The organism is Breoghania sp. (assembly GCF_963674635.1).
Lineage (GTDB): Bacteria > Pseudomonadota > Alphaproteobacteria > Rhizobiales > Stappiaceae > Breoghania.
Genome location: NZ_OY771475.1, coordinates 3,430,050 through 3,452,886, shown reverse-complemented (window position 1 = coordinate 3,452,886; position 22,837 = coordinate 3,430,050). Strand labels below are relative to the sequence as shown.

Annotated in this window: 21 protein-coding genes; 13 read left to right on the top strand and 8 right to left on the bottom strand. The window is 63.3% G+C overall.

All coding sequences use genetic code 11. The features are described 5' to 3' along the window. Window positions 1-2 precede the first annotated feature (2 nt). The 5 genes from ABGM93_RS15065 to ABGM93_RS15045 all read left to right on the top strand — a co-directional run bounded on the left by ABGM93_RS15065 (window position 3) and on the right by ABGM93_RS15045 (window position 5,898). The gene (locus ABGM93_RS15065) at window positions 3-986 is read left to right on the top strand and encodes an ABC transporter ATP-binding protein (RefSeq protein ID WP_321500864.1); all 984 of its coding nucleotides are present in this window, start codon (window positions 3-5) and stop codon (window positions 984-986) included. 14 nt (window positions 987-1,000) lie between these two features. Then, window positions 1,001-2,038 carry a dipeptide ABC transporter ATP-binding protein gene (locus ABGM93_RS15060; RefSeq protein ID WP_319774572.1) on the top strand — a complete coding sequence of 346 codons (1,038 nt, stop codon included), beginning with the start codon at window positions 1,001-1,003 and terminating at the stop codon, window positions 2,036-2,038. Window positions 2,039-2,269: 231 nt separating this feature from the next. Continuing rightward, window positions 2,270-4,147: a feruloyl-CoA synthase gene (locus ABGM93_RS15055; RefSeq protein WP_321505925.1), complete on the top strand. Its 1,878-nt coding sequence runs from the start codon at window positions 2,270-2,272 to the stop codon at window positions 4,145-4,147. 45 nt (window positions 4,148-4,192) lie between these two features. Continuing rightward, window positions 4,193-5,437, top strand: a complete 1,245-nt coding sequence (locus tag ABGM93_RS15050) for a thiolase family protein (RefSeq protein ID WP_321500862.1) — start codon at window positions 4,193-4,195, stop codon at window positions 5,435-5,437. Window positions 5,438-5,496: 59 nt separating this feature from the next. Beyond that, entirely contained in the window at window positions 5,497-5,898 is a 402-nt protein-coding gene (locus ABGM93_RS15045) for a GFA family protein (protein WP_321500860.1), read from the top strand. 88 nt (window positions 5,899-5,986) lie between these two features. Here ABGM93_RS15045 and ABGM93_RS15040 read toward each other — a convergent pair whose 3' ends face one another. Continuing rightward, window positions 5,987-6,631 (bottom strand): VUT family protein, encoded by a 645-nt coding sequence (locus tag ABGM93_RS15040; RefSeq protein WP_321500858.1) that lies wholly within the window; start codon window positions 6,629-6,631, stop codon window positions 5,987-5,989. Window positions 6,632-6,809: 178 nt separating this feature from the next. Further along, complete coding sequence (rpmB, locus tag ABGM93_RS15035) at window positions 6,810-7,103, bottom strand: 50S ribosomal protein L28 (protein WP_321500856.1); 294 nt, start codon at window positions 7,101-7,103, stop codon at window positions 6,810-6,812. 424 nt (window positions 7,104-7,527) lie between these two features. Here rpmB and ABGM93_RS15030 point away from each other — a divergent pair, with 424 nt between their 5' ends. From ABGM93_RS15030 to ABGM93_RS15000, 7 genes are all read left to right on the top strand, one after another. Next, window positions 7,528-8,400 (top strand): DUF3108 domain-containing protein, encoded by an 873-nt coding sequence (locus ABGM93_RS15030; RefSeq protein ID WP_321500854.1) that lies wholly within the window; start codon window positions 7,528-7,530, stop codon window positions 8,398-8,400. Window positions 8,401-8,831: 431 nt separating this feature from the next. Beyond that, complete coding sequence (locus tag ABGM93_RS15025) at window positions 8,832-9,782, top strand: acetyl-CoA carboxylase carboxyltransferase subunit alpha (RefSeq protein ID WP_321334263.1); 951 nt, start codon at window positions 8,832-8,834, stop codon at window positions 9,780-9,782. 428 nt (window positions 9,783-10,210) lie between these two features. Beyond that, a complete protein-coding gene (locus ABGM93_RS15020) occupies window positions 10,211-11,605 on the top strand; it encodes a L,D-transpeptidase family protein (protein WP_321500851.1) in 1,395 nt (464 codons plus the stop codon). A 459-nt stretch (window positions 11,606-12,064) separates the two neighbouring features. Further along, the gene (locus tag ABGM93_RS15015; RefSeq protein WP_321500848.1) at window positions 12,065-12,991 is read left to right on the top strand and encodes a metal ABC transporter substrate-binding protein; all 927 of its coding nucleotides are present in this window, start codon (window positions 12,065-12,067) and stop codon (window positions 12,989-12,991) included. Beyond that, a complete protein-coding gene (locus ABGM93_RS15010) occupies window positions 12,988-13,941 on the top strand; it encodes a manganese/iron ABC transporter ATP-binding protein (protein WP_321500845.1) in 954 nt (317 codons plus the stop codon). Before ABGM93_RS15015 ends, ABGM93_RS15010 begins: the two co-directional genes overlap by 4 nt. Then, on the top strand, window positions 13,938-14,819 hold the full coding sequence (locus ABGM93_RS15005; protein WP_321500842.1) for a metal ABC transporter permease: 882 nt from the start codon (window positions 13,938-13,940) through the stop codon (window positions 14,817-14,819). The genes ABGM93_RS15010 and ABGM93_RS15005 overlap by 4 nt, the downstream gene beginning before the upstream one ends. Beyond that, window positions 14,816-15,661: a metal ABC transporter permease gene (locus ABGM93_RS15000; protein WP_321500839.1), complete on the top strand. Its 846-nt coding sequence runs from the start codon at window positions 14,816-14,818 to the stop codon at window positions 15,659-15,661. The genes ABGM93_RS15005 and ABGM93_RS15000 overlap by 4 nt, the downstream gene beginning before the upstream one ends. 6 nt (window positions 15,662-15,667) lie before the next feature. On the opposite strand, the gene ABGM93_RS14995 is transcribed toward ABGM93_RS15000, so the two are convergent. From ABGM93_RS14995 to ABGM93_RS14975, 5 genes are all read right to left on the bottom strand, one after another. Beyond that, window positions 15,668-17,443, bottom strand: a complete 1,776-nt coding sequence (locus tag ABGM93_RS14995; protein ID WP_321500836.1) for an SLC13 family permease — start codon at window positions 17,441-17,443, stop codon at window positions 15,668-15,670. 189 nt (window positions 17,444-17,632) lie between these two features. Then, entirely contained in the window at window positions 17,633-18,373 is a 741-nt protein-coding gene (locus ABGM93_RS14990; protein WP_321500833.1) for a DUF429 domain-containing protein, read from the bottom strand. After that, window positions 18,366-19,286: a pyridoxal kinase gene (pdxY, locus tag ABGM93_RS14985; protein WP_321500829.1), complete on the bottom strand. Its 921-nt coding sequence runs from the start codon at window positions 19,284-19,286 to the stop codon at window positions 18,366-18,368. The genes ABGM93_RS14990 and pdxY overlap by 8 nt, the downstream gene beginning before the upstream one ends. 11 nt (window positions 19,287-19,297) lie before the next feature. Continuing rightward, a complete protein-coding gene (ispG, locus tag ABGM93_RS14980; protein ID WP_321500824.1) occupies window positions 19,298-20,575 on the bottom strand; it encodes a flavodoxin-dependent (E)-4-hydroxy-3-methylbut-2-enyl-diphosphate synthase in 1,278 nt (425 codons plus the stop codon). A gap of 169 nt (window positions 20,576-20,744) precedes the next feature. Further along, complete coding sequence (locus tag ABGM93_RS14975) at window positions 20,745-21,227, bottom strand: transcriptional repressor (RefSeq protein WP_319774588.1); 483 nt, start codon at window positions 21,225-21,227, stop codon at window positions 20,745-20,747. 250 nt (window positions 21,228-21,477) lie between these two features. On the opposite strand from ABGM93_RS14975, the gene ABGM93_RS14970 reads away from it, so the two are divergent. Next, a complete protein-coding gene (locus ABGM93_RS14970) occupies window positions 21,478-22,260 on the top strand; it encodes a 3-hydroxybutyrate dehydrogenase (RefSeq protein ID WP_321500817.1) in 783 nt (260 codons plus the stop codon). A 112-nt stretch (window positions 22,261-22,372) separates the two neighbouring features. Here ABGM93_RS14970 and ABGM93_RS14965 read toward each other — a convergent pair whose 3' ends face one another. Beyond that, complete coding sequence (locus ABGM93_RS14965; protein ID WP_321500815.1) at window positions 22,373-22,822, bottom strand: L,D-transpeptidase; 450 nt, start codon at window positions 22,820-22,822, stop codon at window positions 22,373-22,375. Window positions 22,823-22,837 lie beyond the last annotated feature (15 nt).

Below are 22,837 nucleotides of genomic sequence, written 5' to 3'. Positions count from 1 at the left end.
CCATGTCCCTCCTCGATTTTTCAAACCTGAGCGTCGAGTTCGAGACGCTGAACGGCGTTTTCCGCGCCGTCGACAAGGTCTCGCTGACCGTCAATCCCGGCGAAGTCGTCGCGATCGTGGGCGAGTCCGGATCGGGCAAGTCGGTCTCCATGCTGGCAGTCATGGGCCTTCTGCCCTGGACCGCCCATGTCACCGCCGATCACATGACCTTTCAGGGCCGGGACATGTTGTCCATGCCCGGCAAGGAAAAGCGCAAGATCATCGGCCGCGACATTTCGATGATCTTCCAGGAGCCGACCACGAGCCTCAATCCGTGTTTCACGGTCGGATATCAGATCACCGAAACGCTGAAGATGCACACGGACCTGAGCCGTTCGGAGCGCAAGAACCGCGCGATCGAGCTTCTGCGGCTCGTCGGCATTCCCGCGCCCGAGCGCCGGATCTCCGCCTTCCCGCATCAGCTTTCCGGCGGCATGAACCAGCGCGTGATGATCGCCATGGCGATCGCCTGCGATCCCAAGCTTCTGATCGCGGACGAGCCGACAACGGCGCTCGACGTGACCATTCAGGCCCAGATCCTTGAGCTTCTGCTGAAGATCAAGGAAGAGAACGACATGGGCCTCGTGCTGATCACCCACGATATGGGTGTGGTGGCGGAAACCGCTGACCGCGTCGTCGTGCAATATGCGGGACAACAAGTCGAGCAACAGCCGGTGAAGGGTCTCTTCCACGATCCGCATCATCCCTACACGTCCGCGCTTCTCGCAGCCCTTCCGGAGCGCGCGACAGGTGATCACCTGCCCTCCATTCCGGGCGTGGTGCCGGGACAGTTCGACCGCCCGACCGGGTGCCTGTTCTCCCCGCGCTGCAAGTTCGCAACCGACAAGTGCCGCCTTGAACAGCCGCCGCGCGCTGGCGCCGAGCTTGGCTACGCGCTTTGCCACACGCCGCTTTCCGACGGCAAACCGGACAGCGAGGCTGCATGATGGCAGAAACGGACATGAAACAGGAAACCGCCCGCAGCGAAACCCGTCGGGGTGAAACGGTCCTTGTCGCAAAGGACATCAAGCGCCACTACGAAATTCCGCAAGGCGCCTTCGGCAAGCCGAAGGTGCTGAAAGCCGTGGATGGTGCGAGCTTCACGCTGGAACGCGGAAAGACGCTGGCGGTGGTGGGGGAATCGGGCTGTGGCAAGTCCACGCTCGCCCGTGTCGTCACCATGATCGAACCCGCCAGCGGCGGCTCGCTCAAGATCGGCAAGACCGATGTCGTGGGTGCGTCGAAGGACGCGCTTTCGGCGCTGCGCTCCAAGGTCCAGATCGTCTTCCAGAACCCCTATGGCTCCCTCAATCCGCGCCAGAAGATCGGCGCCGCGCTGGAGGAGCCGCTTCTCGTCAATACCAACCTGTCGCGCAAGGAACGAGAAGAGAAGGCCCGCGCCATGATGGCCGAGGTGGGCCTGCGCCCCGAGCATTACGATCGCTATCCGCACATGTTCTCCGGCGGCCAGCGGCAGCGTATCGCCATTGCGCGCGCTCTGATGCTCGACCCGTCGATCCTTGTCCTCGACGAGCCGACCTCCGCACTGGACGTGTCGATCCAGGCGCAGGTTCTGAACCTGCTTCGCGAGATCCAGCGGCGCTACAACTTGGCCTATCTGTTCATCTCGCATGACCTGTCGGTGGTGCGCTACATCGCCGATGAGGTGATGGTGATGTATCTGGGCCGCCCGGTGGAACAGGGGCCGCGGGACGCGATCTTCGAAAGCCCGCAGCATCCCTACACGCAGGCCCTCCTGTCGGCGACGCCGGTGGCGAACCCGGAAGGCAAGCGCGAGCGCATCGTGCTCACCGGCGAGCTGCCTTCGCCGATTGCGCCGCCGCCCGGCTGCACCTTCCATCCGCGCTGCCCCAAGGCCACGGCCATGTGCCAGCAGGCTCTGCCGCCGGTGCAGACCGTCTGCGGCACGACGAGCTGGTGCCATCGTCCGTGGGAAAGCGACGAGGCCGGAAAGGCGGCCTCCGAGCCCGCTGCCTGACCCGGGTTACGCCCCTTAATTCACGCCATGAAGGCCCGTTCGAATCCGACACGCCGGTGTCGCCATTCGAGCGGGCCTTTTTCGTTCCCGCCCCGGCCTGTCACTCGTATGGATTAGGCACGTTTGGCATTGCACATAATTGTTCTGTCGCATAACATTCTCTGACGGCGGACGGGAGGAAACGATTCCGCCGATTTTTTCAGGACACCAAGCAGGGAGGGCGACGTGTCCATGGCGCTTCAAGCCTTTGCCGAACCGGTTTTCCGGTCCGAGGACTATCGTGACGTGGCGTTGATGGATCTGACCGTCAACACCCATGAGCACGATGACGGTACAATCTATATTCAGCCAGAAGCCGAGCTCGGCCCCTATCCGGGCAAGCTCACGGAAAGGCTCGACCACTGGGCGAGACAGGCGCCTCAGCGCACTTTCATCGCCATGCGCGATCCCGAAAAGGGCGGCGCCTGGCGCGAGCTCTCCTACGGCCGTACCCGCGCCCTGGTGCGCAGTCTCGCGCAAGCGTTGATCGACCGGGGACTGAGCCCGGAGCGTCCGGTTGCGATCCTGTCGGGCAATGACATCGAGCACGCGCTGCTTGGCCTCGCCTGCCTCTATGCCGGCATTCCCTATGCGCCGATCTCGCCGGCCTATTCCACGCTTTCAACCGACCACGCGAAGCTCAAGCACATCATTGGCCTACTGACGCCCGGACTGATCTTCGCCTCCGATGGCGAGACTTTCGCGCGCGCGTTTCAGACGCTGGCGTCAGACGACCGCGAATTCGTCGTCACGCGCAAGGGCGATGAGAAGACCACGCTGTTCGAGACGCTGACCGAGACGCCGGAAACGCTGGATGTGGACCGTGCGCATGAAGCCGTGGGCCCGGACACCATCGCCAAGTTTCTCTTCACCTCCGGCTCCACAGGGCTTCCCAAGGGCGTCATCAACACCCAGCGGATGATCTGCGCCAACCAGGTGATGCTGAACACGGTTCTGCAATTCCTCAAGGAAGAGCCGCCGGTGATTGTCGACTGGCTGCCCTGGAACCACACGTTCGGCGGCAACCACAATGTTGGCCTCGTGCTCTTTAACGGCGGGACCCTCTATATCGATGAAGGCAAGCCGATGCCGGGGGGAATTGAGGAAACGGTGCGCAATCTGCGCGAGATCTCTCCGACCGTCTATTTCAACGTGCCCAAGGGCTATGAGGCCCTCATTCCCTATCTGAAGACCGAACCGGACCTGCGAAAGCGGTTCTTCGCGCGCCTCAAGCTCACCTTCTTTGCCGGTGCCGGCCTTGCTCAGCCTGTGTGGGATGAGTTCGACCGGATCGCGATTGGAGAAACGGGCAAGAAGATCGTCATGCTGACCGGTCTTGGCGCGACCGAAAGCGCGCCCTTCGCCTTGTCGTGCTCACCGGAGACCACGGCGTCCGGCCATGTGGGTGTGCCGGTTCCCGGACTGGAGCTGAAGCTCGCGCCGGTGGATGGAAAGATGGAGGCCCGCCTGAAAGGCCCCAACATCACCCCGGGATACTGGCGTGACGAGAAGAACACCGCAAAGGCCTTCGACGAGGAGGGCTATTACAAGCTCGGCGACGCGCTGAAATTCATCGACCGGAGCCGCCCCAATCTGGGCTTCCTCTTCGATGGCCGGGTTGCGGAGGACTTCAAGCTGGCGACCGGAACCTGGGTCAGCGTGGGCCCGCTGCGGGCGCGTTTCCTCGACCATTTCGCGCCTTTCGCGCGCGACGTGGTCATTGCCGGGCTGAACCGGGACGACGTGACGGCGATGGTCTTTCCCGACCTTGGGGCCTGTCGCACCCTTGTGCCGGACCTCGGCTCCGAGGCAAGACCCGCGGCCCTTCTGCGCCACCCCGCCCTGCGCACAATGCTGAAGGAGCGGCTTGACGCCATGGCGCGTGAGGCCACCGGTTCCTCCACCCGCATCTGCCGTCTCCTGGTGCTGGAGGAGCCGCCTTGTATCGATGCCGGAGAGGTGACCGACAAGGGCTCCATCAATCAGCGCGCCGTGCTGGCGCGCCGTGCCGAGCTGGTGGAGCGGCTCTATGACGTCGCCTGCCCACCCGACATCATCGAGATAGACTGATCCCACGACCAAGCAATCCCGAGAGACTTCCCGAAGGAGTTTTCGATGGCCGCTGGCCTTTGTTCCACTTTTTCCGATGCCTGGCTGCTGGATGGCGCCCGCACCCCCTTTGTCGACTACAACGGCGCGCTGGGACTGATCTCGCCCATCGATCTGGGCATCAAGGCCGGACGCGCCGCGCTTGAGAAATGCGCCATCGATCCCGGCGACATCGGTTCCGTCATTTGCGGTAACATGGCGCAGGCGAGCTATGACGCCTACATGCTTCCGCGCCATGTGGGCCTCTATAGCGGCGTTTCCCAGGAGGTGCCCGCTCATCTTGTCCAGCGGGTCTGCGGCACCGGCATCGAGGTGGTCATGCAGGCCGCCGACACGGTCTCTCTCGGGCGTGCCGAGGCCGCGCTGTGCGTCGGCGCCGAATCCATGAGCCGCAACCCCATCGCCGCCTATACACATCGCGGCGGCTTTCGCATGGGGCAGGTGGAGTTCAAGGACTTCCTGTGGGAAGCCCTGCTCGACCCCGCCTGCTCCTGCACCATGGGCGATACGGCGGAAAATCTCGCTAAACGCTATCAGATCACCCGCGAGGAGGTGGATGCCTTCGCCGTTCGCTCCTTCGAGTGCGCCATTGCCGCCCGCGATTCCGGTTTCTTCGATGACGAAATCGCCCCCGTTACCAGCGAGACCTTCGCGCTAGAGGGCTACAACGACCGCGGCATCCGCCTGCCGCGCAAGGTGGAGGCGGTGGAGGAAGACAGCCACGTCAGGCCCTCCCCCATCGAGGTTCTGGCAAAGATCCGCCCGGCCTTTGGCGGCGTTCAGACAGGCGGCAATTCCTCTGCGGTCGTGGACGGAGCGGCCGGTGCGGTGGTGTGCTCGTCCGCCTATGCCGAGAAGGCCGGCAAAATGCCGCTTGCGCGCATTGTGGCCGGTGTCTCGCTCGGCGTCCCGCCGGAGATCATGGGCATCGGCCCGGCTCCTGCGATTGCCCGTCTGTGCGCGCTGACCGGCGTCCCGCTTTCCGAAATCGACCGGATCGAGATCAACGAGGCTTTCGGGGCGCAGATCCTCGCCTGCATTCGCGAGCTTGGGCTCGATGAGGCGAAGGTCAACGTGAATGGCGGGGCCATCGCCATCGGCCATCCGCTGGGCGCGACGGGGGTGCGCCTGTCGCTGACGGTTGCACGCGAACTGAAACGCTCCGGCCTGCGCTATGGCATCGCGTCGGCCTGCATTGGCGGCGGACAGGGCATCGCCATGCTGGTGGAAAATGTCGCCGCCGTGAACTGATCCTGGCGCCTGATACAGCGCCTGACGCGCCTCTGGCGCCGCTTCGGGGAGGAACCGACATGCGTATTGACGGGGGCTGCCATTGCGGCGCCATCACCTTTGAAGCGGACATGGACCCGGACGCGGTCTATGTCTGCAACTGCACCGACTGCCAGGTCCTCAGCGGATCTCCGTATCGGATCGTGATCGTGGTCGCAGCCGACAAGGTGACGCTTTCAGGCGAGCCGAAGATCTACATGAAGACCGCAGAAAGCGGGCGCCCCCGTCAACAGACCTTCTGTGGCGAATGCGGCGCCCCCGTCTATTCGCGCGGGGTGGGCGCGGATGCGGGCATGATGGCGCTGCGATGGGGCCTGGTGACCCAACGCCATGACATCAAGCCCGTGCGCAAGGCATGGTGCCGATCTGAAGCCCCCTGGCTCGATGAGCTCGTCAGGCTCCCCGGCAACGAAACGGCCTGAAGGGCGCGCACATACAAAGCACCTACAAAAAAGGCGCGGGTTGCCCCCGCGCCTTTTTTTCAGGCCCTGTCGTCAAGGAAAGCGCGCCTCACACGACCGCAGGCATCGGCCGGATCACCTGCATCAGCAGGCGATAGGGCGCAAGCAGCGTCAGGGAGACGAGCATCTTCACCGAGAAATCGCCGACCGCCCAGGAAATCCAGCGCGGCGCTTCGATGTTGAAGAGGCCCAGAAGCGGCGCCTGATCGGTCGCAAACGCGTCGCCATGCCCCAGAAATGCGAACGCCATCGAAAACGCAATCCCGAAGAACAGGATCGTGTCGAGCACGGAGCCAAGGAAGGACGAGAGAAACGGAGCCTTCCACCAGGAACTGCGGCGCAGGCGGTCGAAAACAAAGACGTCGAGCATCTGGGCGGCCAGAAAGGCCGAGCCGGATGCCAGTGCAATGCGCGGGTTGGAGAGCGTGACCGACAGCGCGACCGCCACACAGAAACCGACAAACACCACCCAGCGCGCAGCAACCGCCCCGAACCGGCGGTTCGTCAGATCCGTCACGAGAAAGGCTGCAGGATAGGTGAAGGCGCCCCAGGTGAGCAGGTCGGCCAGATCATAGCCGCCGACGGTCATCTGGAACGGATACTGAACCAGAATATTGGACGCCAGAACAACCAGCGCCATGGCGGTCACGCCAAGGGCCAGCGAACGGACGGTTAAAGGCTGCGTCCGGGTCATCCGAGCCACTTTCCTTTGAACATGCGCATGCGGCGCGCGCCCGTTTTACCGAACGCCCGCCGCATGCAAAAACTCTTACAATCGTCTCGCCTCAGCGCCCACGACGCCCGGCATACCGGGTTTCGAAGGTCTGGAGGTCTGCCCCGTGCGGTCAGGCCCGCGCCGGGAAAGAACCAACTTAGGCGGTGGCAGCCTGCTGCTTGCGCTTGATTTCGCGCTTCAGCTGAGCGGCCTTCAGCGACAGTTCGTCGGTCTTGGCCTTGGCCAGGAACGCGTCGAGACCGCCGCGATGCTCCACCGAACGCAGCGCATGCGCACAGATGCGCAGGCTGAACGAACGGCCAAGCGTCTCGCTCATGAGCGTGACGTTGCACAGATTCGGCAGAAAGCGGCGACGCGACTTGTTGTTCGCGTGGCTGACGTTGTTGCCGGTCATCACGTCCTTGCCGGTGAGTTCGCACCGTCGGGCCATGGGAACACCCTTTTTATTGCTTCGCGAAGCCACACATGCGCTTCGCAATGATCTCGTCAAAGCCGGAAAATTCGGCTGAAGGTTCAGGCTCCGGATTGGCCGCGCCACCCATAAGGGCAACAGGAGTGGACGTGGAGGTCCATCTCGCCAGGTCCGGCCTGTCGGAAAGTCGCCTCGGTATAGTGATGCCCCCCCGCGGCGTCAAGACCGAAAGCGGGTCCGCGCCAAAATGGATGGCGAATGCGCCCCGGATACCGAATGTTAAGCTTCCGGTTACCATAAGCAGCAAGAATTGAGGCTTAATCACACCGTCCCGGCGGGTTGCGCCACGGTGAAAACCTATTCCGCCAAAGCGGCGGAAAGGCTACCTTGTCGCAGCAACGTCCGAACGGAGGACTTGAGCGTGTTCAGGATTCCCGATCGCATGACCGTTTTCAATGCCGCACGCACACGCCCATGCCGGCCATTTGTGGCCGCAGTTGCCGGGCTCGGCCTGCTCGCTCCCCTGGTTCTTGCCGCGGCCGCGCCCGCCGATGCGGCCTCCCGCGGCACCCGGCTTGGCGCCAGCTACGACATTTCCTTTTCCGGCCTGACCTTCGCCAAGGGCGACCTGTCCGTGGATATCAAGGGCAACGCCTATGAGGCCCGCATGGGCATGCGCACCTCGGGTCTGGTTGGCGTTTTCGTGGCTTCCAAGTCCAACGCGGAAAGCACCGGTCGCCTGCGTGGCTCCCACGTGGTTCCCACCCGCTATTCGATGATGGCGGAAGAATCGAAGATCTCCTCCCGCGTCGCCATCCATATGGGCCAGGGCAACGTGCAGGATTTCGCGGTGAGCCCTCAGCTCAAGAAGCGGCCGGATCGCATTCCCGTCACGAAGCGCCACCGTTACAATGTGGTCGACCCGCTCTCCGCCGCCATCATGCCGATCGCGCGCAAGCGGGACAGCCTGTCGCCCGAAGCCTGCAACCGCCGCCTGCCGATCTTCGACGGTTGGCAGCGCTATGACGTGCAGCTTTCCTATCGGCGCACGGAAAACGTCTCCGGGCGCGGCTATGATGGCCCCGTTATCGTGTGCGGTGCGCGCTGGATACCGGTTGCCGGCCATCGCCCGGCAAAGAAGTCGGTTCAATACATGGCCGACAACAAGCACATCGAGATCTGGCTGGCACCGGTGGCAGACGAACCGCTTCTGGTGCCCTACCGCATTTCGCTTCGCACCATGAGCGGCGACATCGTGGTGGAAGCGCGGAAAATGACGCTGCGCGAGATGGACAAACGCCGCGCGGCGCGCTGATGGGACGCAGCACCGGGCAGTGACGGAAATTGCCAGCAAGACCGGAAACGCACCGGGCCCCTTGCATCGCTCCGGCCTGCCCGCGCATCCGCCCGGTCTGCCCTTGCATCCGCCTTGCCTTCCCTGGCGTCCCCTTGCCATCCCCGCGGGAACATCCGCGTCCTCGCGCAGCCCACAGCTCGTAACTGCGGAAAAGAACCGAACTCGCTTTCACCGTTTGGCGCGCCCCATATCTCACTTGCATTACGAGCGCGCTTGACACACATGGGACTTGCGGCCAGTGTCGCGCCGCGTTGCGATATCCGACTTCTGGCGCCGCTTGCGAGCGACGGGCGGATACCGCAAGACAAGACGAACGAACAAAGGTGCCGGCAACCTCCCTGGCCGGTCAGGGTCGCGGAAACGCCGACCCTCCATGAGCGGAAAGTTCTATGCCCAGCTATCTGGAATTCGAAAAGTCGGTTGCCGATCTGGAAGGCAAGGTCCAGGAACTGCGGACGATGAACCGCGACGACGACGTCGATGTGGGCGACGAAATCGCCCGCCTGGAGACCAAGGCAAACCAGGCTCTCGCCGACATTTATGCGAAGCTGACACCGTGGCAGAAAACCCTCGTTGCCCGCCACCCGGATCGCCCGCATGCGGCCGACTATATCGATCAGCTCGTCGAGGACTTCACGCCGATGGCCGGCGACCGGAAGTACTCCGAGGATTCAGCCATCGTCACCGGCATCGGTCGCTTTCGCGGACGTCGCGTCGCCGTGATTGGCCAGGAAAAGGGCCACGACACCCAATCCCGCCTGAAGCACAATTTCGGCATGGCGCGGCCTGAGGGCTACCGCAAGGCGGTTCGCATCATGGAACTGGCAGATCGCTTCGACATGCCGGTCGTTACCTTTGTCGATACCGCGGGCGCCTATCCCGGCATTGGCGCGGAAGAACGTGGCCAGGCGGAAGCCATCGCCCGCTCCACCGATGCCTGCCTTCGGCTCGGCGTGCCGAATGTCGCGATGATCATCGGCGAAGGCGGATCGGGCGGCGCGATCGCAATCGCGACGGCGAACCGGGTCATCATGATGGAACACGCCATCTATTCGGTCATCTCGCCGGAAGGGGCGGCCTCCATCCTCTGGCGTGACAGCGCCCGCGCGCAGGATGCCGCGACCAGCATGAAGATCACCGCACAGGATCTGGTCAAGCTCTCCGTCATCGACGCGATCGTTCCCGAGCCGATGGGCGGCGCCCATCGCGCGCCCGATATTGCGATCCGCGATGCCGGCAACAAGCTGGAAAGCGCGCTGGCGGAATTCGATGGCATGAGCCATGACGAGATCCGGCAGCTACGCCACGAAAAATTCCTGGCAATTGGCCGCAATCTCTAGTCGGTCATCATATCGCCGGATTCAAATATAATTGAGCTAATGAAGGATCGGTCTGAAGGTTCTGCCTCCGGCCTTTCCCGTATTCGTGCGCTCGTCGGTCATCATGTCGGCCGGAGCGTTGCGCGAGGGCATTTTATTGCCGTGTTTCGGGTGTTCATTCCCCTGCGCTAGGCCCGGTCAACGACACGCAGAGGCTGGCCGGACCATGGCGGCAGTCTGATCTAAGCGAGCCTGTAAACCTTTTCGAAAGGTTAACAAACTACACTCGATATCCACTCCGGCTTGCGCCCGGCACATGCGCATGCGGACCTGGAACGCGTCTCGCCGGGCCGCCAGCAGCCGTTTTCATCATGGCGCTGGTCGAGCTGAATGACGGCGATAGTTGAGGTGGACACATGTCTGCTCCTGACAGGGCATTTTCAACCAACATGACAGCTTCGGACAAGACCTGCGCCCACGGGGCCGCCCCTCGGCATACGCTCAAGCGCGCAATCACCCGCGCTGTCTTTGCCGCAAGCCTGATCGCGCTCTCGGGGTGCCAGGCAGACGAGCTGGGATATGGTGCCAAGGCCGAACGCCCCCTTCCCCATGCGATCAAGGCGGAGATGTCCGCCAAGCAGATGAAGCCGTCAGATCCGATTCTGGTGCGGCTCTTCAAGGAAGAATCGAAGCTGGAAATCTGGAAGCAGACGCGTTCCGGCCGCTACGCGCTCTTGAAGGAATACGACATCTGCAAATGGTCGGGCGAACTTGGGCCCAAGGTGAAGGAAGGCGACCGTCAGGCGCCGGAGGGCTTCTACACGATCCGCCCCGCGCAGATGAACCCGAATTCCTCCTATCATCTGTCTTTCAATACCGGCTTTCCCAACGCCTATGACCGTGCGCTCGGCCGTACCGGCAGCAACCTGATGGTCCACGGCGCATGCTCCTCGCGCGGCTGCTACGCCATGACCGACGAACAGATCCAGGAGATCTACGCGTTGGCGCGCGAAGCCTTCAGGGGCGGCCAGAGAGCCTTCCAGCTACAGGCCTACCCTTTCCGTATGACGGCAGAGAACATGGCCCGGCATGCGGACAGCGAACACACAGAATTCTGGAAGATGCTGAAGACCGGCTATGACCATTTCGAGGTCAGCCATCTGCCGCCCAAGATCGATGTCTGCGACCGGCAATATGTCTTCGATGCGGAACCGGAAGACGAGAATGCAAGATTCGTCTCCACCCGCGCCTGTCCGGCGTATGAAGTGCCGGAGCGCCTGCGCCTTGCCGTCGCCGCCAAGCAGCGCGCGGATGACGAGAAGACGGCAATGATCGTCGCCCGTCTTCAGAAAAAGCGCGAGCGCGAAGAAAAGTGGAAGAACGGCGAAAGCGCGATGGCGAAGCTGTTCGGTCCGGGCAATGAAGCGGCGACAACGGCCGATGGGCCTGCGGCGACCGGCCCTGCACCGGCGCAGTCTCCCGTGCTGTCCTATGCCACCGCGCCCGATGGAACGCCGGTGCCCGCCCCCAATCCGGAACGCGACGACCTGACCACGGCATCTACCCGCAAGGGTGGGTTCTTCTCCAGCCTCTTCACCGGCAACGAAAGCCGCGCCGCCTCGCCGGTGGCGCCTGCCTCCGAACGCCCCGCGAACGCGCCCCTGCCACAAGCAAGCGCGTCCCAGGCAAGCGCGCCCGTTTCCCAAGCCCCCTCCGGCCCGGCAACGCAAACCGCGGACGCGATCACGCCGGAAGAGAAGCCTTCCCCCAAAAAGGCTGAGGAAAAGACCGGCTCCAAGGTCTCCCGGATGGTTTCGCGCTGGTTCAGCTTCGGCAAGAACTGATCGGTCGGAACACCCCCGAACGAGGCTGAAGCCGTCAGGCTTCGGCCTCGACCATCTTCGCCTCAAAAACACGCTCCCAATGGCAGCCCGGCCGCCCCCCTCGGCATGTGTGCGCCCCAGCAGACTTGCGCCCCAGCAGACTTGCGCGCCCCGCCCCTGCTCCAGTCCTGCCCTTTTGCATTTTGTGAAGGCCATCCGTCGGCTGCCTTCCCTTTTCGCGCGCATCATGCCCGCCTGTGCCGATCCGCCCGGCCGCATCCCGGCCAAACCCCGCCCTTTCACCGTCTTCCGCCCTTCACCGTCGTTCGGTCCTGTCCCGTGGCCCAGCCTGAGCGCTCCGCTGCCTGTTTCCAGTTGCAAACGATTTGCATTTGCATTCTCCGAAGGAAGCTGATTGTATAACGCTTCCAATCTGCCGCTGATGCCGCGCGCTCGGCCGCAAGCCCGATCGGAGTAAGAATGAGAGTCGGTTCCCGCCTGAAACGATGGATTGCGCTGGCCGGTCTGACCTGCGGCATCGCCTTTTCCGGCGCGCTGAGTGACGTCGCCCTGGCGAAGCTCAAGGTCGCCACCAGTTTCACCATTCTCGCCGACATGGCCCGCAACGTGGCGGGCGAGCATGCCGAGATCGTCTCCATCACCAAGCCCGGTGCGGAGATCCACAATTACCAGCCGACCCCCGGCGATATCATCCGCGCTCAAGGCGCTGACCTGATCCTCTATAACGGGCTCAATCTGGAGCTTTGGTTCGAGCGGTTCTTCAGCAACCTCTCCGGCGTGGAGCGCGTTGTGCTGTCGCAAGGCGTGGCGCCGATGAGCATTGATCAGGGGCCCTATGCCGGAAAACCGAACCCGCACGCATGGATGTCGCCGTCCGACGGCCTGATCTACGTGGAGAACATCCGCAAGGCGCTTGTTGCGGCCGATCCCTCCAATTCCGCCGCCTATGACGCAAACGCCGCCCGGTACAAGGCCGAAATCGAGGCCCTTGCCGCCCCCATCAGGGCGGAACTTTCAAGGATCCCGCCCGAGAGGCGTTGGCTTGCGACCAGCGAGGGCGCTTTCTCCTATCTCGCGCGCGATTTCGGATTGAAGGAGATCTATCTCTGGCCGATCAACGCCGATCAGCAGGGCACCCCGCAACAGGTCCGCAAGGTGATCGACGCAATGCGCGACCATGACATCCCCGTGATCTTTTCCGAAAGCACCGTCTCGCCCAAGCCTGCGCAACAGGTGGCGCGCGAGACCGGCGCAGCCTATGGCGGGATCCTCTACGTGGACAGCCTGAGCGATGAGGGCGGCCCCGTGCCGACCTATCTCGACCTCATCCGCATCACTTCGCGCACCATCGCAGAAGGACTGACCGGCAAGGCAGGCGTAAAATGAGGACACCGCCCGCACGAAAGTCAGCCAATTCGGACACCCCGCCCGAAACCACCCCGGCGTCCGCCCCCGGGCTTTCCGTTTGCGACGTCACGGTCACCTATCGAAACGGCCACACCGCACTCATCGATGCCAGCTTCGCCATTCCCCGCGGCTCGATCACCGCGCTTGTGGGCGTCAACGGCTCCGGCAAGTCGACGCTCTTCAAGGCGATCATGAATTTCGTGCCCCTGGCGAAGGGCTCGGTCAGCATTCTCGGCCTGTCGGGGCGCGATGCGCAGCGACAGAACCTCGTCGCCTATGTGCCCCAGAACGAGGATGTGGACTGGAACTTCCCCGTTCTCGTGGAAGACGTGGTGATGATGGGCCGCTATGGCCACATGAACTGGCTACGCATTCCCGGCAGGCGCGACCATGAGATGGTCGAGGCGGCCCTCCAGCGCGTGAACATGGCCGATTTTCGAAAGCGCCAGATCGGGGAGCTGTCGGGCGGTCAGAAGAAACGCGTGTTCCTCGCTCGCGCCCTTGCGCAGGAAGGTCAGGTCATCCTGCTGGACGAGCCCTTCACCGGCGTGGACGTCACGACAGAGGCCCAGATCATCGCGCTCCTGAAGGATTTGCGCGACGAAGGCCGGGTGATTCTCGTCTCCACCCACAATCTGGGCTCGGTTCCCGAATTCTGCGATCGGGCCGTGCTGATCAACCGTACCATCCTGACATCGGGGCCAATATCCGAGGTCTTTACCCGCCCCAATCTGGAGCGCGCATTTGGCGGGGTCTTGCGGGAATTCACGCTTGGAGGCGCCGATCTCCACGACGACAACGATCCGCGCAGGCTTTCCGTCCTGACGGATGATGAACGCCCCATCGTCATGTATGGCGAGAATGGCAACGCCTTGCGCACCATGGCGCGCGAGGGCGACGCGGCCGCCAAAGGGGGAGAGGGGGAATGAGCGCGCTCATCGAGCCCTTCACATATGGCTACATGATCAACGCCATGTGGGTGTCGGCGCTGGTGGGCGGCACCTGCGCCTTTCTCTCCGCTTACCTGATGCTGAAGGGCTGGTCGCTGATCGGCGATGCGCTGTCCCATTCCATCGTGCCGGGCGTTGCGGGCGCCTACATGCTGGGCCTCCCCTTTTCCATTGGCGCATTCGTGGCGGGAGGGCTGGCCGCGGGCGCGATGCTCTTCTTCAACCAGCGCACCAAGCTCAAGGAAGACGCCATTATCGGCCTGATCTTCACATCCTTTTTCGGCCTCGGTCTTTTCATGGTCTCGCTGTCGCCCACCTCGGTGAATGTCCAGACCATCATTCTCGGCAATATTCTCGCGATAACGCCCACCGATACGCTTCAGCTTGTCCTGATTGCCGCGGTGACACTGGTCGTGCTCCTGGCCAAGTGGAAGGACCTGATGCTGACCTTCTTCGATGAAGCCCATGCGCGCTCCATCGGGCTCAAACCGGAACGTCTCAAGGTCATCTTCTTCACCCTGCTCGCCGCCTCCACCGTCGCCGCGCTGCAAACCGTCGGGGCCTTTCTGGTCATCGCGATGGTGGTGACGCCCGGCGCCACCGCCTATCTCCTGTGCGACCGCTTTCCCCGCCTGATCGCGACAAGCGTCGCCATCGGCACGATAACGAGCTTTCTGGGCGCCTATGTCAGCTACTTCCTGGATGGCGCGACCGGCGGCGTCATCGTCGTCGCCCAGACGCTCATTTTCCTCACCGCCTTCCTCTTCGCGCCCAAACACGGAATGCTGGCGAACCGGGCCCGCGCCCGCGCCATGCTCACCGCCGATAGCCATGAACCGTCGGGAGCGGACAAATGAGCGACGCCCTCGCCACGGCGCTGATGCCCTTCCAGTTCCCCTTCATGCAACAGGCCTTCGCGATCTCGCTGATCGTTGCCGTACCGATGGCGCTTCTGTCCTGCTATCTGGTGCTGAAGGGCTGGTCGCTGATGGGCGATGCGATCTCCCACGCGGTGCTGCCGGGCGTTGTGCTTGCCTATATCGCGGGGCTTCCGCTCGCCGTCGGGGCCTTCGGGGCGGGCATGACTTGCGCACTCGCAACCGGCTTCCTGAAGGAAAACAGTCGCATCAAGGAAGACACGGTGATGGGTGTGGTCTTCTCCGGCATGTTCGGACTGGGCATCGTGCTTTACGTCTCCATCAGAACGGATGTGCATCTCGACCACATCCTGTTTGGCGACATGCTGGGTGTGACATGGGCCGACGTGGGCCAGAGCGCGCTGATTTCGCTGGTGACGACCGGGTTCGTCCTGATCTGGCGGCGCGACCTGCTGCTTGCCGCATTCGATGCCCAGCATGCCCAAGCCATCGGCCTGCCCGTCCGCTTTCTCCATTACGGACTTCTGGCGGTAATCTCGCTTGCCATCGTGGCGGCCTTGAAGGCGGTCGGCATCATCCTGGCCATCGCCATGCTGGTGGCCCCCGGCGCGATCGCCTATCTGGTGAGCCGAGATTTCAGGCGCATGATGGCGATCTCCATCCTGGTCGCGGTCGTCTCCACCCTTGTCGGCATCTATGCGAGCTTCTTCATCGACAGCGCGCCCGCGCCCACCATCGTGCTCACCATGACGCTGCTCTTCATCGTGACCTTTGTCGCCACGCAGCTGCGGGAAAAATCCGTCGAAGGCGGATCGACCTGACGCGGGTCACAACGGCCAGAAGACCAGGATTGCCGGAACGCCGGTGCACACGATCAGGATTTCAAGCGGCAGCCCCATGCGCCAGTAATCGGAAAAGGCATAGCCGCCGGGGCCCATGATCAGCGTGTTGTTCTTGTGGCCGATGGGCGTGAGGAACGCACAGGATGCGGCAACCGCCACGGCCATCAGGAACGGATCGGGGCTGACATTGAGGCTGTGCGCGATATCGATGGCGATCGGCGCGCCGATCACCGCTGTGGCGGTGTTGTTGAGCACATCCGACAGCGTCATGATCACAATCATCAGCACAAACAGGATGGCGGCGGCTGGCAGACCCCGCGTCAGTTCGACGATGCCTTCCGCGATCAGGGTCGTGCCGCCGCTTTCCTCAAGCGCCAGGCCAAGCGGGATCATCGATCCCAACAGAACCACGACCGGCCATTCGATGTGATCGTAAACCTCGCGAATGGGCACGATGTCGAAGGCGACATAGAGCGCGACCACGAAACCCAGCGCGATCGGCAAAGGCGTGAGCCCCGTGCTGGCGGCGATCAGCGCCGCGGCAAACAGCACGACCGCCAGCGCCGCACGTCCATGCTGCGTAACCCCGATCCCGCGGGCGGCCAGCGGCAAGGCCCCGAGCCAGCGCGTCACGTCCGAGAGCCGGTCCGCAGTGCCATAAAGCAGCAGGATATCACCGGCGCGGATGGTCAGTTTGCCGAGCCGCTCGTAAAAACGCTGGCCATGACGGGAAACGCCCAGAAGCGTCGCACCCTGCCGCCGCAGAAGCTGCACGTCCTGAACGGAGCGGCCGTCAAGCCGGGAATCCCGCGGCACAACCACTTCCGCCACGCCCATGCCTTCGCCGGTGGCTCTGCCCTTCTTCTGTTCGCCGTCCACCTCCAGCTTGGCGAGACCACGGAACTTGTCGATGCCATCCGGCCCGGCTTCCACGATGAGCACATCGCCGGCACGGATTTCCAGATGTCGCGAGGAAGCGGAAAACCGCGTCTTGGCCCGCACCAGCCCGATCACCGCCACATCCGCCTCATCCGCAATCGCGTCGATCTCTCCGAACGCGACGCCGACGAGTTTGGAATCCTCGCCCACCACCAGCTCGGCGATGTAATCGTCCAGCTCGAAAAGGCTCTCCTCGCCGCCCCCATCGCGCACACGCCCCGGCAAAAGCCGCCAGCCGATAAAGGCGACGAAGACAACACCCACAAGCGCACAGGAAAGCCCCACCGGGGCAAAATCGAACATGCGGAAGGGCGCATCGAGCGTGCGGGCGCGGATTTGCGAAATGATGATGTTGGGCGGTGTCCCGATCAGCGTGACCATGCCGCCCAGAATGGTGGCGAAGGCGAGCGGCATGAGCGTCAGGCCCGGCCCGCGTCCTGCCTTGCGCGCCGCCTGCATGTCCACCGGCATCAAGAGCGCCAGAGCCGCAACATTGTTCATGAAGGCCGACAGAACGCCACCGATACCGCCCATCATCGCAATATGTGCGCCAAGCCCCCGCCCCGCGCCCGACACCTGCCGCGTGATGATGTCGACCGCGCCGGAATTGATCAGCCCGCGCGAGACCACCAGCACCAGCGCCACGATGATCGTCGCTTCGTTTCCGAACCCGGCAAAGGCATCCTCAAGCGGCACCGCGCTCAGGGCAACGCCGATCAGCAAGGCTGCGAAGGCCACGAGATCATAGCGCCACCGCCCCCAGAGCATCAGGGCAAAGACACAGAAGAAAATGGAGAAGAGAACGATCTGGTCGTAGTTCATCGGGAAATCCGGATGGGAGAATATCGGCACAGGTTAGCCCATGAGCCGGGATGTTGGATACCGGTGGGATCACCGGAACCATGCTTCAAGTCGATTCAGGCCCGTTTGGTTCCGCACGACAGGCATTGAAGATTTGAGCCGGAGAGATCCATGGGGCAGCCGATCCTCCGGCTATCTCTGCCCCACCCCTCAGGCCCAGATCGCCATCCGAAGCCCCTTGGCGTCGCGCGCCGGTTCGCCGGGAAAGGATTGCGCCTCGCCCCTGAATATCCGCCCTGCGATCACAGCATTGACGGCTGCATCCACCAGATCGTCCGCTCCTACACCGCGGGGGCGCTTCTGCTCCCAGAAGGCAGGCGCATAGCCGAAGCCCTCCAGAAGCGCACGGCGTTGCTCGATGCCCGGCATGGACCCCTTGTTGCGCACCTTCTTCGCCAGGCTCATCGGCATCTCGCCATTCAGCCGCCAGAAGGCCAGTTCCGGATGCACTTCGAAAACCCGTGCCTCAAGCTCCGGCGTCATCACGGCATCGATCTCGCGGATCTTTGGAAAGAGGTTGAAGGCCTGACGGGAAACCTTGCGCGGCGGCTCGGATGTCTCAAGCGCCGCCTGGCAGGCCGCGCCATAGTCCTCGCACATCACTGCCTTGCGGGACGGCACCGAAAAGACCGAGGACTGCCGCTCCCCCAGAAGCGGGCGGATGAGCCGTTCCGGCCCGCGCCCGCCCAGCCCGGATCGCTCCGCAAGCCCGATGGGCATATCCACGGCGAGGATCGCCGGAGCCGGATCAAGGCGCAGGAGATCGGCAAAGCGCGGGAAAAGGCGGACTGTCGGGGCCGGATCACCTGCGACATCACGAATGACCGCAATCCAGCCACCGGGGCACCCGTCCACGCCCGCAACGCGCGGGCGGGCGAGCCCCTCAGGCACGTGCCTTGCGCTCAAGGATATGGCGGGCGGAAACCATGGCGACCGGGCGTACGATGGCGTGCTGGTGTTCGGTCAGCATTTGCTCGTCAGAACCCGCCTTGGCACTGCGTGCGGCCATCTCGAACGTGCCTGAGACCGCACGCGCCAGCGCCGTCTCGTCATCGGCGCCCTCAAGCTCTGCCGCCAGAAAGAGCGCGGCCAGAAGATCGCCGGTGCCGTGCGGCACGCCTTCAAGCTCGGCATGCTCCACCGCAAGTGCGCCCTTTGGCGTCGCCAGCAACGTGGAGAGCGAGTTCTTGCGCAGCGCCGGGGCGGAGGTGACCAGCACACGTTGCGCCGGCAAGCTGCGCGCCGCCTCAAGCGCGGCCAGTTCGGTGTCGACCGGCCGTCCGGTGAACCAGCCAAGCTCGAACAGGTTCGGCGTCAGGATATCCGCGCGCGGCATCAGTTCGTTGCGCTGCGCATCCACCGTTTCGGGCGGAACATAGAGGTTGCCCTCATCGCCGATGATCGGATCGCAGAGATAGATCGCTTGCGGATTGTTCGCCTTCACCGCATCGACCAGCCGTGCGAGCGCCGCACCCTGATAGGCGGCCCCGAGATACCCGGTGAGAACGGCCCCGACATCGCCCAGCCACCGCGAGCCGATCAAATCGTCCACCATTGCGGTAAACGAGGCTTCGTCGGGAATGATGCGCGTGGAGGGCCCGTATTTCGGGTTCCAGCCGAGCAGGATGGTTGGCAGGTGCCAGACCCGGAAACCGAGGCGTTCCAGTGCGAACAGGGTTGAACGCCCCCCAACCGCGCCACGCACCACCTGAGACGTGGCAACGATCACCGCGGGCTTGCGGGCGACTTCCTGACCCGGTCGGTCTGCCGACCGGGCGGGTTCTATATCGGGCGTATCGGTCATGTCGGCGGACTTCATCCGGAATGGGCGGCAGAGCGCCCATCGCCCGTGCCGTAACGGGTCTCGATATAGTCGAGCACCATTTTCTTGAATTCTTCGGCAATGCCGGGCCCGCGAAGGGTCTTGACCTTCTCGCCGTCAATGAAGACCGGGGCCGACGGCGTCTCTCCGGTACCGGGCAGCGATATGCCGATATCGGCATGCTTGGACTCGCCCGGCCCATTCACGATACAGCCCATGACCGCGACGTTGAGCGCTTCCACGCCCGGATATTGCTGCCGCCAGATCGGCATGGAATCGCGGATGTGGTCCTGGATGTCCTGCGCCAGTTCCTGAAACACCGTGGAGGTCGTGCGCCCGCAGCCCGGACATGCGGCCACCACCGGCACGAAGGAACGGAAACCCATGGTCTGCAGAAGCTCCTGCGCCACCTGCACCTCGCGGGTGCGGTCGCCGCCCGGCTCCGGCGTCAACGACACGCGGATCGTATCGCCGATGCCCTGTTGCAACAGGATCCCCATGGATGCGGCAGACGCGACGATGCCCTTGGTCCCCATGCCCGCTTCCGTCAGGCCCAGATGCAGCGCGTAGTCGCAACGTCCCGCCAGATCGGCATAAACGGCAATCAGATCCTGCACGTTGGAAACCTTGGCCGACAGGATGATCTTGTCGCGCGCCATGCCCAGCGCCTCGGCGCGTTCGGCGGACAGAAGCCCGGACCGAATGATCGCCTCGCGCATGACATCGGAAGCCGGAGCCGGCTCCGCCAGCGCGGCGTTTTCATCCATCAGATGGGTCAAAAGCTCCTGATCGAGCGAGCCCCAGTTGACGCCGATACGCACCGGCTTGTCGTTTTTCAGTGCGATCTCAATGATCTGCGAGAATTGCGTGTCGCGCTTGGCGCGAAAGCCCACATTGCCCGGATTGATCCGGTATTTGGCAAGCGCCTCCGCACAGGCGGGATGGTCGGCGAGCAGCTTGTGGCCGATATAATGAAAGTCGCCGATCAGCGGCACATCGATGTTCTTCAGCATCAGCCGGTCGCGGATATGCGGCACGGCGGCGGCCGCTTCGTCCCGGTCAACCGTGATGCGAACCAGCTCCGAGCCCGACCGCGCAAGGGCGGCGACCTGCGCCACCGTCGCCTCGATATCCGCCGTATCCGTGTTGGTCATCGACTGCACGACAACCGGCGCGCCTCCGCCAACAGTGACCGATCCGACCTGCACACCGACAGACGGACGACGAGGCTTGAGAAGGGCAGGATGGGTCATTGCGGAAATCGATCTCATCAATCGGGTTGCTGACAAGGACGCTCAGTGGCGTGAGTGGCACTTAGGGCATGATCGCCATGTGCGCCAGTACATGCGAGCCAGTGCAAGCTTGCGCCCTGTTCTAGAGCAATTCACGCGGATGCGAAATCGCCCGCTGCGCAATTGTCTTGACCGGCCGAGCGACGGCTCAAGCGGTCGCGCCCGCCTGCGTCTGGCACCTTGCGCAGAGCCCGCGGATTTCCAGCACGGAGCGGCGCGGTTCAAACCCGGCTTGCGCCGCAATGGTCGCAATCGGTCCGGCCAGGTCCGCTGAGGTCGCCTCGCCCGCGGCCCCGCATTTTTCGCAGAGCAGAAAGACAACCTCGCCGGTCTCATGATCATGGCAGCAGGCCACATAGGCGTTGCGGCTTTCGATGCGATGGACGAAGCCCTGCTGCGCGAGGAAATCCAGCGCGCGATAGACGGTGATCGGCGCAGGCCGCGGCCCGTCCTCGGCCAGACGGTCAATGATGTCATAGGCGCTGGCAGGCACATGGCTTTCCAGCAGCTTTTCCAGAACGCGACGTCGCTGGGCGGTGAAATTCACCTTCCGCCGCGCACAGGTCGCCTCCGCGCGCTGAAGCGCCCCGCTCTCGCAACGCGCATGATCATGATCTTCATGTTCGAACACGAAATCGTGCTCCTCGTCTGAGGCTGCGCAAAAGCGCCTTTACATGCTCTGGCTTAGCATGCGCACGCCGCTTCCGCCAATGCTCACCCGTTCGTGAGGTGGGTTGCGCGCGCAAATGGAACTCTTACCTTGCGTTATGATGTTGCACTGCATCATAACCCTGAACGAGGGTCGAAGAGACACTTCGACCGGGTCCGCAAGCCTCCTGCGGGAGACTTCGGCATAAGATATTGTTTTCGGAGTTCATATCATGCTCAAGAACAAGGTTGCCCTTGTGACCGGATCCACGTCCGGCATCGGCCTCGCCTATGCTCGTGCTCTGGCGGGCGAAAGCGCGAACATTGTGATCAACGGGTTCGGCAAGCCGGAAGATATCGAAAAGGAGCGCGCCTCCATCGAGGCCGATTTCGGTGTCACCTGCGTCTATAACGGCGCCGACATGACCAAGCCCGACGAGATCGCGGCCATGGTCGCCGACGTTGAGAAGGACCTCGGCGGCGTGGATATTCTCGTCAATAACGCAGGTATTCAGCACGTTGCGCCGATCGAGGAATTCCCGGTCGAGAAGTGGGATCAGATCATCGCGATCAACCTGTCCTCTTCCTTCCACACCATCCGCGCTGCCCTGCCCGGCATGAAGAAAAAGGGCTGGGGCCGCATCATCAACACCGCGTCCGCCCATGCGCTCGTCGCCTCCCCCTACAAGGTGGCCTATGTGGCGGCGAAGCATGGCATTGCGGGCCTGGTCAAGACGGTGGCGCTCGAAGTTGCGGAGGACGGCATCACGGTCAACGCCATCTGTCCGGGTTACGTCTGGACGCCACTCGTGGAAGAGCAGATCCCGGACACGATGAAGGCGCGCAACATGAGCGAGGAAGAGGTCAAGCGCGACGTGCTTCTGGCCGCCCAGCCCACCAAGGCCTTCGTGACCGTGGAACAGGTTGCCGCCCTCGCGGTGTTCCTGTGCTCTGACGCGGCCTCATCCATCACCGGCACGATGCTGCCGATGGACGGCGGCTGGACGGCCCAATAACCAGACCGGATCCGGCAAAGCGACAAGGGGACGGCTCCGGCTGCCCCCCCTCGCATTCGGACCCCGCGCATCCGGCCCCTTGCCTTCACGCGGCGGCGCGAAGGGGGCGATGCTAGCGCACCACCACGATCTCGGTATTGGCCTTGCCGTAACGTTGCACCAGCTCATAGAGCTTGCGGGCATGGTCCGGGTGGAGCCGCACACAACCATGAGAGGCGGGCCGACCCAGATTTTTCACCGAATTGGTGCCGTGAATGGCGTAGCCATGATGGAAGAACACCGAATAGGGCATCGGTGAGTTGTGGTATTTTTTGGAGAAATAGCGCTTGTACATGCGTGTGGGACGGAACCTTCCGCGCGGTGTGCGGTAGCCGCGCCGGGCGGTGGAGACCTTCCACGAATACCGTCGCCAACCGTTGACCGTCACTTTCATGCTTTGATCGGACAGGCTGATCACAGCCTTCACCTGCTCCGCACTCGCGCTCGCAGGCCCGCCCGTTCCGAGCATCGCGACGGCCATCGCCATCGCTGCCACAAGACAAAGTCGTCTGAATACGAACATCCAACCCTCCCAGCC